The following is a 15,135-nucleotide window of genomic DNA, read 5'->3' as shown; positions in this document are numbered from 1 at the left end:
CGGCGGTGGCGGTGGCCAGGGCAGCAACGCCTCCAACGGCGGCATCGGCGGCCGGGGCGTCGGTGCGATCTGGAACAAGGGCACATTGCTGATCACCGCCGCCAACTTCGCGGCCCTGGCCGGTAATGCCGCGGGCAGCGGTGCCGGTGGTACTGCGCAGGGCGGGGGGACAATTGGCACCTCGCCGACCGCCGTGGCGGCAATCTACAACGACGGCGGGATACTCAACACCGCCTACGCACCGCCGCCGACCGCAACCATTGTGGTCGCAGATACCACGTTGAGCATCGGCGAAACGAGCCTGGTGACCATCACCTTCTCCGAAGCGGTGACCGGTTTCACTAACGCCGACCTGACCATCGCCAACGGCACCTTGAGCGCAGTGAGCAGCAGCGACGGCGGTATCACCTGGACGGCAACGTTCACGCCAACCGCCAGTATTTCCGACACGACCAACGTCATCACCCTCGACAATACCGGGGTGATCAACGGCCTGGGTACTGCTGGCGTCGGCACCACCAATTCCAATAACTACGTCGTCGATACCGCTCGCCCGACTGCGGGTATCGTGTTTGCCGACACGGCGCTCAAAGCCGGCGAAACCTCGCTGGTGACCATCACCTTCAACGAGGCCGTAACCGGTTTAACCAATGCCGACCTGACGATTGCCAACGGCACCTTGACGGCGGTGAGCAGCAGCGATGGCGGCATCACCTGGACGGCGACCTTCACACCGACCGCCAGCATCACTGACTCGACCAACCTGATCACCCTGGACAACACCGGTGTCAGCGACCTGGCGGGTAACGCCGGCAGCGGCACCACCGACTCGAACAACTACGCCATTGATACCGTGCGTCCGACCGCGACCATCGTCGTGGCCGACACGGCGCTGAGCATCGGCGAAACCTCGCTGGTGACGTTCACCTTCAGCGAAGCGGTCAGTGGTTTCACCAACGCCGACCTGACGATTGCCAACGGTACGCTGACGGCGGTGAGCAGCAGCGATGGCGGCATCACCTGGACCGCGACCTTCACACCTACCGCCAGCATCAATGACACGACCAACCTGATCGTCCTGAACAACACCGGCATCAGCGACCTGTCGGGCAACGCCGGCAGCGGCACCACCGATTCCAACAATTACGCCATTGATACCGTGCGTCCGACCGCGACCATCGTGGTGGCCGACACTGCGCTGAAAATCGGTGAAACCTCGCTGGTGACCATCACCTTCGCCGAGGCGGTGAGCGGTTTCAGCAACGCCGACCTGACCATCGCCAACGGTACGCTGACGGCAGTGAGCAGCAGCGACGGCGGCATCACCTGGACGGCGACCTTCACCCCGACCAGCGCTATCACCGACAGCACCAACCTGATCACCCTGGACAACACGGGTGTCAGCGACCTGTCGGGCAACGCGGGCAGCGGCACCACCGACTCCAACAACTACGCCATCGATACCGTGCGGCCAACGGCAACCATCGTCGTGGCGGATACTGCGCTGAGGATCGGTGAAACCTCGCTGGTGACTATCACCTTCAGTGAAGCGGTCAGTGGTTTGACCAACGCGGACCTGACGATTGCCAACGGCACCTTGAGCGCCGTCAGCAGCAGCGATGGCGGCATCACCTGGACCGCGACCTTTACGCCGAGCGCCAGCATCAACGACACGACCAACCTGATCACCCTGGACAACACCGGCATCAGCGACCTGTCGGGCAACGCCGGCAGCGGCACCACCAATTCCAACAATTACGCCATCGACACCGTGCGTCCGACCGCCACGATTGTGCTGGCCGATACTTCACTGACCGCCGGCGAAACCTCGCTGGTGACCATCACCTTCAGCGAAGCGGTCAGCGGTTTCACCAACGCCGACCTGAGCATCGCCAACGGCACCTTGAGCGCGGTGAGCAGCAGCGATGGCGGCATCACCTGGACCGCGACCTTCACGCCAACGGTAGGTGTGAACGATGCGACCAACGTCATCACCCTGAACAATACCGGTGTGGCCGACCTCTCCGGCAACACAGGCAGCGGGACTACCAACTCCGGTAACTACACGATTGATACCGTGGCACCGACAGCCACCATTGTCGTCGCCGACACCGCACTGAGAATCGGCGAAACCTCGCTGGTGACCATCACGTTCTCCGAGGCCGTGACCGGTTTCAGCAACGCCGACCTGACGATTGCCAACGGTACCTTGAGCGCAGTGAGCAGCAGCGACGGCGGCATTACCTGGACCGCCACCTTCACGCCAACCGTCAGCATCACCGATGCGACCAACCTGATCATCCTGGACAATAGCGGCGTGCAGGGAGGCAGTAGCGGCAACGTGGGCATCGGCACCAGCAATTCGAACAACTACGCCATCGACACCGTGCGTCCGACAGCAACCGTCGTCGTGGCGGATACTGCGCTGAGGATCGGTGAAACCTCACTGGTGACCATCACCTTCAGCGAGGCGGTCACTGGTTTCACCAACGCGGACCTGACGATTGCCAACGGCACCTTGAGCGCGGTCAGCAGCAGCGATGGCGGCATCACCTGGACGGCGACCTTCACGCCGAGCGCCAGCATCAACGACACGACCAACCTGATCACCCTGGACAACACCGGCATCAGCGACCTGTCGGGCAACGCCGGCAGCGGCACCACCGATTCCAATAATTACGCCATCGACACAGTCCGGCCTACCGCGACCATCGTCGTGGCCGACCCAACCCTGACCGCCGGCGAAACCTCGCTGGTGACCATCACCTTCAGCGAGGCGGTCAGCGGTTTCACCAACGCCGACCTGAGCATCGCCAACGGCACCTTGAGCGCGGTGAGCAGCAGCGATGGCGGCATCACCTGGACCGCGACCTTCACGCCAACAGTGGGTGTGAACGATGCGACCAACGTCATCACCCTGAACAATACCGGTGTGGCCGACCTCTCCGGCAACACAGGCAGCGGCACCACCAACTCCGGCAACTACACGATTGATACCGTGATTCCGACGGCCACCATTATCATTGCCGACAACGCGCTGAAAATCGGCGAAACGTCCCTGGTGACCATCACGTTCTCCGAGGCCGTGACCGGTTTCAGCAACGCCGACCTGACCATCGCCAACGGCACCTTGACGGCGGTGAGCAGCAGCGATGGCGGCATCACCTGGACGGCGACCTTCACCCCGACCAGCGCCATCACCGACAGCACCAACCTGATCACGCTGGACAACAGCGGTGTACAAAACGGCTCGGGCAACACCGGCATCGGCAGCACCGACTCCAACAACTACGCCATCGACACCGTGCGCCCGACGGCGACGATCATTGTGACTGACCCCACGCTGGCGGTGGGTCAAACCTCGCTGGTGACGATCACCTTCAGCGAGGCGGTCACTGGCTTCACCAACGCCGACCTGACGATTGCCAACGGCACCTTGAGCGCGGTCAGCAGCAGCGACGGCGGCATCACCTGGACGGCCACTTTCACGCCGAGCGCGAGCATCAACGATGCGACCAACCTCATTACGCTGAACAACACGGGGATCGCGGATCTGGCCGGTAACTCGGGCTCAGGCACCACCGATTCCAACAACTACACCATCGACACAGCCCGGCCCACCGCGACCATTGTGGTCGCCGACAGCACCCTCAGCGCGGGCGAAACCACGCTGGTGACTATCACGTTCAGCGAAGCCGTGAACGGTTTCGACAACAGTGACCTGAGCATCCCCAACGGTACGTTGAGCGCGGTGAGCAGCAGCGATGGCGGCATCACCTGGACCGCCACGTTCACACCGACGGTTGGCATCAAGGACACCAGCAACCTCATCACCCTGAACAACACCGGGGTGACCGACATCGCCGGTAACACGGGCAGCGGAACCACCAACTCGGCGAACTTCACGATCGACACTGTGCTGCCGACAGCCACTATTGTGGTCTCCGACACGGCGCTGAAGGCGGGTGAAACCGCGACGGTGACCATCACCTTCAGCGAAGCGGTGAGCGGTTTCTCCAACGCCGACCTGACGATTGCGAATGGCACGCTCAGCAACGTGTCTTCGGGCGATGGCGGCGTCACCTGGACGGCAACGTTCACCCCGACGTCGAGCATCACCGACACCAGCAACCTGATTACCCTCGACAACACCGGCGTGGCCAACGCCTCGGGCAACAGCGGCGTGGGCACCACCGACTCCAACAATTTCGCCATCGACACCGCGCTGCCGACCGCCACCATCGTGGTTGCCGACAACCGCCTGGGCATTGGCGAAACCACCACGGTGACCATCACCTTCAGTGAAGCGGTGAGTGGGTTTGACCTGTCGGACATCAGCGTGGCCAACGCTGTGCTGTCGAACCTGACCAGCAGCGACGGCGGTATCACCTGGACCGCGACCCTGACGCCAACCGCCGGCATCAACGATGCGACCAACCTGATCGTGCTCGACACCGGCACCTTGCAGGACCTCGCGGGGAATGCCGGCGCGAGCATCGCTATTTCCAACAACTACGTCCTGGACGTAACCCGGCCAACGGTGAGCATCGTGGTCGCCAACCCGAGCATGGCTGCCGGCCAGAGCACGGTGGTGACATTTACCTTCAGCGAGGCCGTGAGTGATTTCGACCTGTCGGACCTGAGCGTGACCAACGGCGACTTGTCCAACCTGAGCAGCAGCGATGGCGGCAAGACCTGGACCGCGACCTTCACGCCAACTGCCAATGTCAGTGACCCGAGCAACTTCATCGCCCTCGACACAAGCAATGTCACCGACCTGGCGGGTAACGCGGGGGCCACCGTGTCGGTCTCCAACAACTACGCGATAGGCGTCGTGGCGCCGACACCGGCACCGGCTACGGTGCAGGTGACCCCGGATCCGGAGTTCCTCAGCAGCGACCCGGTGACCGTGACCGATCAACCGAACGTGCCACTGCAACCAATCATCTTCGCCCCGCCCTCTGGTGATCTCGGCTCGCCGCTGACGTTTGCTCCGTTGTTCGAGAGCCGGGTGATCGGCAATGGCATTCGGCCGTTGGGCGACATCTTCATGAACAACGGCGCGCTGGCGCAGAGTTTCATCGCGCAGGTGTTCAGCAGCAGCGACAGCGGCGGTGAAGGTGCAGGCCACGGCTTCCTTGGTTTCGGTGGTGGCGATGGCGGGGTTTTCAGCACCAGCACGTTGTCGAGTCTGTTTAATCAGGAGTCCGGTAACGAGCGAGACTCGCTGAGTTCCTTTGGCAACCATTCGATCAAGGCCGGTGATGTTTCACAGGGGCTGCGCGGCGTGTTTGGCGCGCCGAGCCTCGTCCAGCAATTGCAACAGCTCAAAGACACCGAGCAACGGCAGGTCAACGACCTGGCCGCTGCTTTGAAACAGGCCGGCATCAGCGAAATGCAGGCCTGAAATACTTAAAGCAGTGCGTCACCCAGGGGCAGTCAAGGATGAAGAGAAGTCAGCAGTTGTTTGTCGCCAGTCTGCTCGCGTTGGCGATCAGTGGATGTGCCGTCAAAAGTGAACCGATCGAACGCAGCGTCAGCGAACAGCGCGCCAGAAGCGATCTGCAAAGCATGTACAAGGGGCAGGAACCGCTCAGCGGTCCGCTGACCCTGCATCAGGCCATGGCCCGCGCGGTGAAGTACAACCTCGAAGGCCGGCTCAAGATCATGGAAGAGGCCCTGGCCAAGCGCCAACTCGACCTCGCCAGTTTCGACATGCTGCCGCGCATGGCGCTGGACGCCGGTTATGTCGGCCGCAACAACGTCAGCGCCTCCAGCAGCCAGAGCGTGCGGACCGGCACCCAGTCGTTGGAGCCATCGACTTCACAGGACCGCGATCGTGAAGTGGCAGACCTGACCATGGTCTGGAACGTGCTCGATTTCGGCGTCAGTTACATCAGCGCCAAGCAACAGGGCGACCAGCGGCTGATCGTTCAGGAACGCCGGCGCAAAGTGATCAACACCATCGTTCAGGACGTGCGCTCGGCCTATTGGCGAGCCATGGCCGCCGAGCGCTTGCTCAAGCAGATCGACAGCCTCATGTCCCGGGTCGAGACCGCGCGCGGCAACAGCCAGAGCATGAGCCAGCAGCGCATCGGCGATCCGATCCAGGCGTTGGGTTATCAACGCTCGCTGATCGAAGCCACGCGCCAACTCGAAGAGCAGCGCCGCGTCCTGTCGCTGGCGAAAACCGAACTGGCGACCCTGATCAATCTGCCGCTGGGCACCGAACTGACCCTGGCGACCCAGGACGACTACGTCATACCGGAACTCAAGGTCGACCTCGCCAGCCTGGAGCAGGAAGCCCTGACCAGCCGCCCGGAACTGCGTGAGCAGGATTACCAGAGCCGCATCAGCGCCGCCGAAACCCGCAAAGCCATGTTGCGTCTGCTGCCGGGGCTGGAGTTCTCCGCTGGCGGGCATTACGACAGCAACTCCTTCCTGGTGGAGCAGGGTTGGGCCGACTACGGCGTGAAGGTGACCTGGAACCTGTTCAACGTGATCTCGGCGCCGGCGGCGATCAACGTCGCCAAGGCCGGTGAAGAAGTGGCCACGGCGCGCCGTCAGGCCATGTCGATTGCGGTGCTGGCGCAGCTCTATGTGGCCAACGCCAACTACCGCGAGGCGCTGCGGCAATTCAAGACCAATCAGCAACTGTCGGACATTGACGGGCAGATTGTCGGCCAACTGCGCAATCGCTATCAGGCGGCGGGGCTGGGCGAACTGGACTTGATTCAGGGCGAGTTGAACACCTTGCAGGCCGATCTGCGCCGCGACCTGTCGTACGCCGATCTGCGCAACGCGTACGGGCAGATTTTTGCCAGCGCGGGGCTCGATCCGCTGCCGGACCAGGTGCAGTCCACCGAAGTCCAGTCCATCGCCACCGCGTTGGCCAATCGCGAATCAGCGTGGGCGGCGGGCGACATCACGGTGCCGGTGACGCATGTCCAGACTCAATAACCTGCAGGCGCCGACGGCGAGCATCAGCCGGGCACAACGTGAAGCCCGCAACGGCCATCGCGGCACGGTGATTTTGCTGACCGGTTTGCCGGCAGCGGGGAAGTCGACCCTGGCCCAGGCGCTGCACGCCGAATTGTTCGAACGCGGCGTGCAGAGCGTCGTGCTCGACGGCGATGGGCTGCGGGTCGGGCTCAATCGTGATCTGGGTTTTGCTGACAGCGATCGCCAGGAAAATATTCGCCGTGCCAGCGAAGTGGCGGCATTGCTGGTGGAGAACGGGCACATCGTGATTCTGGCGATGATCGCGCCGTTGCTGGAGTTACGTGAGTTATTTGCCACGCGTCTGGGCGAGGATTACCGCGAAGTCTGGTGCAACGCATCACTGGCGGTGTGCGAGCGGCGTGACCCCAAAGGTCATTACGCCCGCGCACGTCGCGGTGATTTGGCCGGGTTTACCGGGGTTTCCGCGCCTTATGAACCGCCCCCGTCCGCTGCGCTGGTACTCGACACCGGGGCGCAGTCGGTCGAAGCCTGTCTCGACCGTTTACTGACCTGGCTCGGCGAGTGCGCCGTGTTGCCCAAAGGCTGATTGTTCAAGGTTTCGACAAATCCGCCATGCCTTTGAGCAGCTCGATGGGCAGCGGGAAAACGATGGTCGAACTCTTGTCCCCGGCTATCGAACTCAGGGTCTGCATGTACCGCAATTGCATGGCGCCCGGCTGACGGCCAAGCATTTCGGCGGCCTGCATGAGTTTTTCCGAGGCTTGCAATTCGCCTTCGGCGTGGATGACCTTGGCCCGACGTTCCCGCTCGGCTTCGGCCTGCTTGGCGATGGCGCGGACCATCGATTCGTTGAGGTCTACGTGCTTGATTTCGACGTTGGCGACCTTGATGCCCCAGGCGTCGGTCTGCGCATCGAGCACTTGCTGGATGTCGATGTTCAGCCGTTCGCGCTCGGCCAGCAGTTCATCGAGTTCGTGTTTACCGAGCACCGCGCGCAAGGTGGTCTGGGCCAGTTGACTGGTGGCCATCAGGAAATCTTCGACCTGGATGATTGCCTTCTGCGGGTCGAGCACGCGGAAGTACAGCACCGCATTGACCTTGACCGAAACGTTGTCGCGGGTGATCACATCTTGAGGTGGCACGTCGAGCACCACGGTACGCAAGTCGACGCGGACCATTTGCTGGACCACCGGAATCAGCAGGATCAGGCCGGGGCCTTTGACTTGCCAGAAACGACCGAGCTGGAACACCACCCCGCGCTCGTATTCACGCAGGATGCGAAAAGTCGATCCCGCCAGTGCAATCACCAACAGCAGCAGCGCGGCAAAACCCAGTTGCAGGCCCATGGTTATTCTCCATCCGGCGCCGCGTCAGCCGCGGCCACTTTCAGCACTAATCCCTTGCGTGCCACCACCCGGACCTGTTGCCCGGGTTGCAGTGGCGTGGCGCTGAGTACTTGCCACTTTTCGCCTTGCAGGTGCACCCAGCCGTTGCAGGCATTGCCGGGCTGCAACGACATCACCGGGGCCACGCTGCCCACCAGTCCGGCATCGCCACTGACGGTTTGGCGCGGTCGGGTTTTCAGGGCGTGGATCACCAGGAATATCAACAGCAACGCGCTGATCAGCCCCAGGCCGATCATCAACGGCACAGGCACTTCGGTGTTGCTCAGGATCACCGCGCCGATGACGAACATCACAATCCCGCCCAACCCGATCACGCCGTAGTTGGGCAAGGCGGCTTCGGCGATCAGGAACGCGATGCCGAATGTGATCAGCCAGATTCCGATGGGGTTGGGAATCAGCACGATTGTGTCCGTCGCGAACGCCGACCCGCTCAGGGCCAGCAGTAATGCGACTGCACAGCAACGAATGTTCACTTGACCCTCCTTGTAGGCGCGAGCCTGTTCCGGGCGGCGTTCCGACGATGAACCTGAGAGCGCCTCGCCATCCGTTCAGTCCGCGTTCCCGCTGACGCCCATCGCTAAATACAGTCTAGTCGAGTGGTGGGTTGTACGAATTTTGTACAGTTGTCGACGGTGTTCCGGTGGGCAGATTTCCCACGCGAAGACGCCAGCGGGCCTAGACTTTTCAATGGTGAGAACAGGTTTATTCATAGTCCGTGAACGTTGTTGCGGACACCGAGGTGCATCATGCGTATGGCAAGAACCATGCAGCGCAGCCTGGAAAAGGCGCACTGCGAATTTGACATCGTTACCCACCCACACTCGGCCAGCAGCCTTGAAACGGCGCGGGTCGCGGGCATTCCTGCCGAACGGGTGGCCAAGTCGGTGATCCTCGACGACCACCACGGTCATTTCCTGATGGCCGTGCTGCCGGCGAGTCGTCACCTGGACCTGAGCAAAGTGCACAGCAGCGGCGAGTGGCAGATCACCCGGGAAAGCACCCTGGCGCATCTGTTCGAAGACTGCGAACGCGGCGCGGTGCCGGCGTTGGGTGAGTCCTATGGCCTGGACATGGTCATCGACCCCTTGCTGACCCGGCAGAAAGACATCTACCTGGAGGCCGGCAACCACAACAACCTGCTGCACATGAGCGTGCCGGAGTTCCTGAAAATGGTGCCGCATGCCGAGGTGCGGGAGTTGAGTAGTTGAGTTTTGCGGCGACAGTGACATCGCCTTCGCGGGCAAGCCTCGCTCCTACAGTGGACCGCTATTCCCTGTAGGAGCGAGGCTTGCCCGCGATTGACTGCGCAGCAGTCACCCATCATCAGCCAATACCCAGGAGCCCGACATGGAATCCCCAACCCACACCCTCCCTTCCCTGTTCAAACAACTCGGCCTGCCCGATGACGCCGAAAGCATCGATAAATTCATCGCCACCCATTCACCGCTCAAGCCTGAACTGCATTTGGCCGACGCCTTTTTCTGGAGCCCGAGCCAGGCGCAGTTTTTGCGCGACGACATTCTGGATGACGCGGATTGGGCGGAGGTGGTGGATCAACTGGATGTGTTGCTGAGGAAAGGGCGAGGCGGCTAAAAACCGATCATCTTCCTAAAAATTGTTTCAAAACTTGACCAACTTTCCCCTCAAATGACATATTGATAGTTAGCAAACTAACAGTGTGTCTTTCCGCTCGTGCCAAAAAAACTCGACGCTCTCCAGATGAACATCAGCAGCTCCATGGTGGTGGCCGCCCGGCATTGGCGGAAGATCTGCCAGACCACGCTGGTCAACTATGGAATTTCCGAAGCCTGTGCCGTTCCGTTGTTGATGATCGGGCGGTTGGGTGAGGGCGTGCGGCAGGTGACGGTGGCGCAGGCAGCCGGGATGGAGAGCCCTTCGCTGGTGCGGCTGCTCGATCAGTTGTGTCATGCCGGCTACGTTCGTCGCACCGAAGATGCCCATGACCGCCGCGCCAAATGCCTGAGCCTGACCGACACCGGTCGGGAATTGGTGCAGGCCGTCGAAATCGAGTTGGTGCGCTTGCGTAATGAAGTGCTGGAAGGCATCGCCCCGAGTGATCTGGAGGCCGCGTTGCGGGTATTGAAAGCGTTTGAGGCGGCCAACGCTCCGTCGGTGGTGAACCCTTGAGCGGATTTTTTACCGGCGTTCCCCCGGCGCGGGACTGGTTCTACGGCGTGCGCACTTTCGCGGCGTCGATGATCGCGCTGTACATCGCCATGCTCATGCAAATGCCGCGTCCGTATTGGGCGATGGCCACGGTTTACATCGTTTCCAGTCCGTTTGTCGGCCCTACCAGTTCCAAGGCGTTGTACCGCGCGGTCGGTACGTTTCTGGGGGCGGCGGCGGCAGTCTTTTTCGTGCCGATGTTTGTTCAGAGCCCCTATGTGCTGGTGGTCGTTATCGCGCTGTGGACCGGGATTCTGCTGTTCCTGTCGCTGCACCTGCGTACCGCCAACAGTTACGCGTTGATGCTTGCCGGTTACACCCTGCCGCTGATCGCCTTGCCGGTGGTGGATAACCCGTTGGCGGTGTGGGATGTCGCTGAAGCGCGGACTGAAGAGATCTTCCTCGGCATCGCCGTCGCGGCGGTGGTCGGCGCGATGTTCTGGCCGCGACGGCTGGCACCGGTGTTCAACGATTCGGTGAACAAATGGTTTGCCGATGCCTCGACCTACAGCCTGCGATTCCTCAGCCGCAACGTGCAGCCGGACGAAGTCAGCGCGCTGCGCTCGTCGATGGTCGCGACCTTCAACACGCTGGAATTGATGATCGGCCAGTTGCCGCACGAAGGCGCGCGCCCGCAAACCGTGCGTAATACCAAGGAACTGCGCGGCCGAATGATTCATCTGCTGCCGGTGATCGACGCGCTCGATGACGCGCTTTACGCCCTTGAGCGGCGCACGCCGGAGCTTGTGGATAAGTTCGCGCCATTACTGGCCGCCACCACCGAATGGCTTGACCACAAAGACGCCGACCTCGGTCGCTGGCAAGCGCTGAAAGATCAACTTGAAGCACTGCAACCCACTGCCGAAGCGCTGGATGATCGCAAGCAATTGCTGTTCTCCAACGCGCTGTACCGTCTCGGCGAATGGATCGATTTGTGGCAAGACTGCCGCAGCCTGCAATACGCCATACAGTGCGAAAGCCAGGACAGTTGGCGCGCGGTGTACCGGCATTGGCGCCTCGGTCGCCTGTCGCCGTTTCTCGACCGTGGGCTGATGTTTTATTCGGCGGCGTCCACGGTCACCGCGATCATTGTCGCCTCGGTGTTGTGGATTCTGCTCGGCTGGACCGACGGCGGCAGCGCGGTGATTCTGGCGGCGGTGGCGTGCAGCTTCTTCGCGTCGATGGACGACCCGGCGCCGCAGATTTACCGGTTCTTTTTCTGGACGGCGATGTCGGTGCTGTTCGCCAGTCTTTACCTGTTCCTGGTGCTGCCTAACCTGCATGATTTTCCGATGCTGGTGCTGGCGTTCGCCGTGCCGTTCATTTGCATCGGCACCCTGACGGTCAAGCCGCAGTTTTACCTGGGCATGCTGCTGACGCTGGTCAACACCTCGTCCTTCATCAGCATCCAGGGCGCTTACGACGCGGACTTCCTCAGCTTCGCCAACTCCAACCTGGCCGGCCCGGTCGGTTTGCTGTTTGCGTTTGTCTGGACCCTGATCGCCCGGCCGTTCGGCGCAGAACTGGCGGCCAAGCGCCTGACCCGTTTCAGTTGGCGCGACATCGTCAGCCTCACCGAGCCGGCCTCCCTGGCCGAGCATCGCCGCTTGGGTGTGCAGGTGCTCGACCGTTTGATGCAGCATTTGCCGCGCCTGGCCATGACCGGCCAGGACACCGGCATCGCATTACGCGAAGTGCGCGTGGCGCTGAACTTGCTCGACTTGCTGGCCTACACGCCGCGTGTGTTCGGCGTACCGCAAACATTGCTGCACCAAGTGGTGGCCGAGGTCGGCGAGTATTTCAAAGCCTGCCTCAAGGCTGGCGAACGTTTGCCGGCGCCCAGTGCGTTGTTGATGACCATGGACCGCGCGCGCCGTGCCCTGAACCGCGAATGCGATGACGGCGCCCGTCTGCACCTGCTGCACGCCCTAAGCGGCTTGCGTCTGGCCTTGCTGCCCGGTGTGGAATTCCTCGGCACCGGCGACCTCGAAGAACCGCTTCCCCATGGCATCGATGGAGCGCCTTTATGATCGGTGATCTGGATATCAGCGGGGTGTTCCTGCCCACGCTGCTGGTGCTGATGGGCATTACCTATGTGATTTACCTGCTGGTGCGCGGGTTGCTGACGCGCCTGCACTTTTACCGTCTGGTCTGGCACCGGGCATTGTTCAACGTGGCTCTCTACGCTTTGCTGCTCGGCGCCGTGGACTCACTCAGTCGATACCTGATGACATGAAAAAACCTTTTCTGACCCTCGGTCGCGTGGTCCTGACCCTGCTGATCGTGACCTTCGCCGTTGTCGTGGTCTGGCGCATGGTGATGTATTACATGTTCGCGCCGTGGACCCGCGACGGGCACATTCGCGCCGACATCGTGCAGATCGCCCCGGACGTGTCCGGGCTGATTCAGCAAGTGGACGTGCGCGACAACCAATTGGTGAAACGCGGCCAGGTGTTGTTCAGCATCGATCAGGACCGTTTCAAACTCGCCCTGCGCCAAGCCAAAGCAGCGGTCGCCGACCGTCAGGAAACCCTGGCGCAGGCGCAACGCGAAGCCAAGCGTAACCGTGGCCTCGGCAATCTGGTGCCGGGCGAGCAACTGGAAGAGAGCCAATCACGAGTCGCCCGCGCCGAAGTGGCGCTGATGGAAGCGCAAGTGGCGGTGGACAGCGCCCAGCTCAACCTCGACCGCTCGACCATCCGCAGCCCGGTGGATGGCTACGTCAACGACCGTGCGCCGCGTGCGCAGGAATTCGTCACCGCAGGGCGCCCGGTGTTGTCGGTGGTGGACAGCAATTCTTTTCACATCGACGGCTATTTCGAAGAAACCAAGCTGGACGGCATCCACGTTGGCCAGAGCGTCGACATTCGCGTGATCGGCGACCGCGCCCGCCTGCGCGGCCATGTGGAAAGCATCGTCGCCGGCATCGAAGACCGCGACCGCAGCAGCGGCAGCAACCTGCTGCCCAACGTCAACCCGGCGTTCAGCTGGGTGCGGCTGGCGCAGCGGATTCCGGTGCGGATCGCCTTCGATGACGTGCCGGCGGATTTCCGCATGATTGCCGGGCGCACCGCGACGGTGTCGATCATCGGCGACCAGCAGCAGGAGCCGGCCAAATGAGCAGGGCTTCGGGTTTGGTGATTGCCGGATTGAGTTTGCTGCTGTCGGCGTGCCAGACGGTCGGGCCGGATTATCAACTGCCGGAAGAGGCGGCCGTTCACCGCGAAGATTTTCAGGGCGAACTGGCCGTGGACGGCAAACCGGTGGTTTCGGCGCCGGTGCCGGCCGATTGGTGGCGCCTGTATCAGGACCCTCGGCTTAATCAACTGGTCCAGCAAGCGTTGGCGTCCAACACCGATCTGCGTGTGGCGGCCGCCAGCCTGCTGCGGGCTCGCGCGCAGGTCGATGAAGCCGAGGCCGCCGGTGGCTGGAGCGGTGGCATAAAAATGGGCGCCGAGCGTTTGCAGGAGTCCGGCGAAGCGTTCCTGTTGCCTGAGAAAGTGCCGGTGGCCAACATCGGTGATATCGGCATCAGCGCTTCATACCAGTTCGATCTGTTCGGCACGCTCAAGCGCGGCATCGAAGCGGCCAAGGCCAATGCCGATGCGACCCAGGCCGCCGCCGATACCGCACGTATCACGTTGGTGGCCGATGTGGTGCGCGCCTACACCCAGGTGTGTGCGGCTAATGAAGAACGGGAAATTGCCCAGCACTCCCTCGACCTGCAATCGCAGAGCACCACACTGATCCAGCGCCTGCGCGACGCCGGTCGAGGTGATGAAACCCAGGTCACCCGTTCGCAAACCCAATTCAAGTCCCTGCGCGCCGAGATGCCGCGCTACGAGGCTGCGCGTCAGGCCGGGCTGTTCCGCCTGTCGATGCTGCTGGCCAAACCGGTCGATCAATTGCCGGCCGGCACCGCCAGTTGCGCGCAGCTGCCGAAAATCGCGCAATTGGTGCCGGTGGGCGATGGCGCCTCACTGCTCAAACGTCGCCCCGATATCCGCCAGGCTGAGCGTCGGCTGGCCGCTGCGACGGCCGGTATCGGTGTCGCCACCGGTGAGCTGTACCCGGACATCCGCATCGGCGCGACCATCGGCACTGTCGGCATTCTGGAAAACCTCGGCGAGCCTTCCACCAATCGTTGGGGCTTCGGCCCGTCGCTGAGCTGGAGCGTGCCGACCAACGGGGCCCGGGCGCGAATCCGCGAAGCTGAAGCCGTGACCCAGGCGACGCTGGCGCACTTTGATGGTGTCGTTCTCAACGCCATACGTGAAACCCAGACCAGCCTGGCGCAGTACTCGGCGTTGCTGCAGCGTCGAGAAGCCCTGGCGGACGCCGAACAATCGGCGAAACTGGCTGCCGACCAGACGCACCGTTTCTTCCAGGCCGGCCGCGAGTCGTTCCTGGCCGACCTGCAAGCGATCCGCACCTACACCGACGTCACGGCACAACTGGCCGCCGCCAACACTCAGGTTGCGTTGAGCCAGATCGATCTGTTCCTGGCGCTGGGTGGCGGCTGGGAAAGCGGACGAACGCAAGGCTCGAATACCGGCAAACCCTGAGGCCGTTGCTATGC

12 protein-coding genes are annotated in these 15,135 nt (G+C 62.3%); 10 read left to right on the top strand and 2 right to left on the bottom strand.

Annotation, left to right across the window (positions count from 1 at the left end):
- The 3 genes from KGB27_RS20710 to cysC form a co-directional block, all read left to right on the top strand.
- Positions 1-5,407: beta strand repeat-containing protein (locus KGB27_RS20710; RefSeq protein WP_223556122.1), on the top strand; the 5,407-nt coding region annotated here is incomplete at its 5' end.
- Positions 5,408-5,445: 38 nt separating this feature from the next.
- Positions 5,446-6,960, top strand: a complete 1,515-nt coding sequence (locus KGB27_RS20705; RefSeq protein WP_223556120.1) for a TolC family protein — start codon at positions 5,446-5,448, stop codon at positions 6,958-6,960.
- A complete protein-coding gene (gene cysC / locus KGB27_RS20700; RefSeq protein WP_223480625.1) occupies positions 6,944-7,549 on the top strand; it encodes an adenylyl-sulfate kinase in 606 nt (201 codons plus the stop codon). The genes KGB27_RS20705 and cysC overlap by 17 nt, the downstream gene beginning before the upstream one ends.
- A 4-nt stretch (positions 7,550-7,553) precedes the next feature.
- Here cysC and KGB27_RS20695 read toward each other — a convergent pair whose 3' ends face one another.
- Positions 7,554-8,309 carry a slipin family protein gene (locus tag KGB27_RS20695; RefSeq protein ID WP_008034707.1) on the bottom strand — a complete coding sequence of 252 codons (756 nt, stop codon included), beginning with the start codon at positions 8,307-8,309 and terminating at the stop codon, positions 7,554-7,556.
- Positions 8,310-8,311: 2 nt separating this feature from the next.
- A complete protein-coding gene (locus KGB27_RS20690; protein WP_192417291.1) occupies positions 8,312-8,842 on the bottom strand; it encodes an NfeD family protein in 531 nt (176 codons plus the stop codon).
- A gap of 273 nt (positions 8,843-9,115) precedes the next feature.
- Here KGB27_RS20690 and KGB27_RS20685 point away from each other — a divergent pair, with 273 nt between their 5' ends.
- The 7 genes from KGB27_RS20685 (at position 9,116) to KGB27_RS20655 (ending at position 15,121) form a co-directional block, all read left to right on the top strand.
- The gene (locus tag KGB27_RS20685; protein WP_223556118.1) at positions 9,116-9,577 is read left to right on the top strand and encodes an aminoacyl-tRNA deacylase; all 462 of its coding nucleotides are present in this window, start codon (positions 9,116-9,118) and stop codon (positions 9,575-9,577) included.
- A 139-nt stretch (positions 9,578-9,716) separates the two neighbouring features.
- On the top strand, positions 9,717-9,962 hold the full coding sequence (locus KGB27_RS20680) for a DUF2789 domain-containing protein (protein ID WP_223480627.1): 246 nt from the start codon (positions 9,717-9,719) through the stop codon (positions 9,960-9,962).
- Positions 9,963-10,088: 126 nt separating this feature from the next.
- Positions 10,089-10,517, top strand: coding sequence for a MarR family winged helix-turn-helix transcriptional regulator (locus KGB27_RS20675; protein ID WP_008034693.1), 429 nt, complete (start codon positions 10,089-10,091; stop codon positions 10,515-10,517).
- Positions 10,514-12,586: an FUSC family protein gene (locus tag KGB27_RS20670; protein ID WP_223556116.1), complete on the top strand. Its 2,073-nt coding sequence runs from the start codon at positions 10,514-10,516 to the stop codon at positions 12,584-12,586. The genes KGB27_RS20675 and KGB27_RS20670 overlap by 4 nt, the downstream gene beginning before the upstream one ends.
- Positions 12,583-12,792 (top strand): DUF1656 domain-containing protein, encoded by a 210-nt coding sequence (locus KGB27_RS20665; protein ID WP_223556114.1) that lies wholly within the window; start codon positions 12,583-12,585, stop codon positions 12,790-12,792. The genes KGB27_RS20670 and KGB27_RS20665 overlap by 4 nt, the downstream gene beginning before the upstream one ends.
- Complete coding sequence (locus KGB27_RS20660; RefSeq protein WP_192226661.1) at positions 12,789-13,676, top strand: HlyD family secretion protein; 888 nt, start codon at positions 12,789-12,791, stop codon at positions 13,674-13,676. Before KGB27_RS20665 ends, KGB27_RS20660 begins: the two co-directional genes overlap by 4 nt.
- Positions 13,673-15,121 (top strand): efflux transporter outer membrane subunit, encoded by a 1,449-nt coding sequence (locus KGB27_RS20655; RefSeq protein ID WP_223556112.1) that lies wholly within the window; start codon positions 13,673-13,675, stop codon positions 15,119-15,121. The genes KGB27_RS20660 and KGB27_RS20655 overlap by 4 nt, the downstream gene beginning before the upstream one ends.
- Positions 15,122-15,135: the final 14 nt, after the last annotated feature.

Origin of the sequence: Pseudomonas sp. BF-R-01 (assembly GCF_019946615.1) — a bacterium.
Lineage (GTDB): Bacteria > Pseudomonadota > Gammaproteobacteria > Pseudomonadales > Pseudomonadaceae > Aquipseudomonas > Aquipseudomonas migulae.
This window is presented reverse-complemented; position numbering and strand designations above follow the sequence as displayed.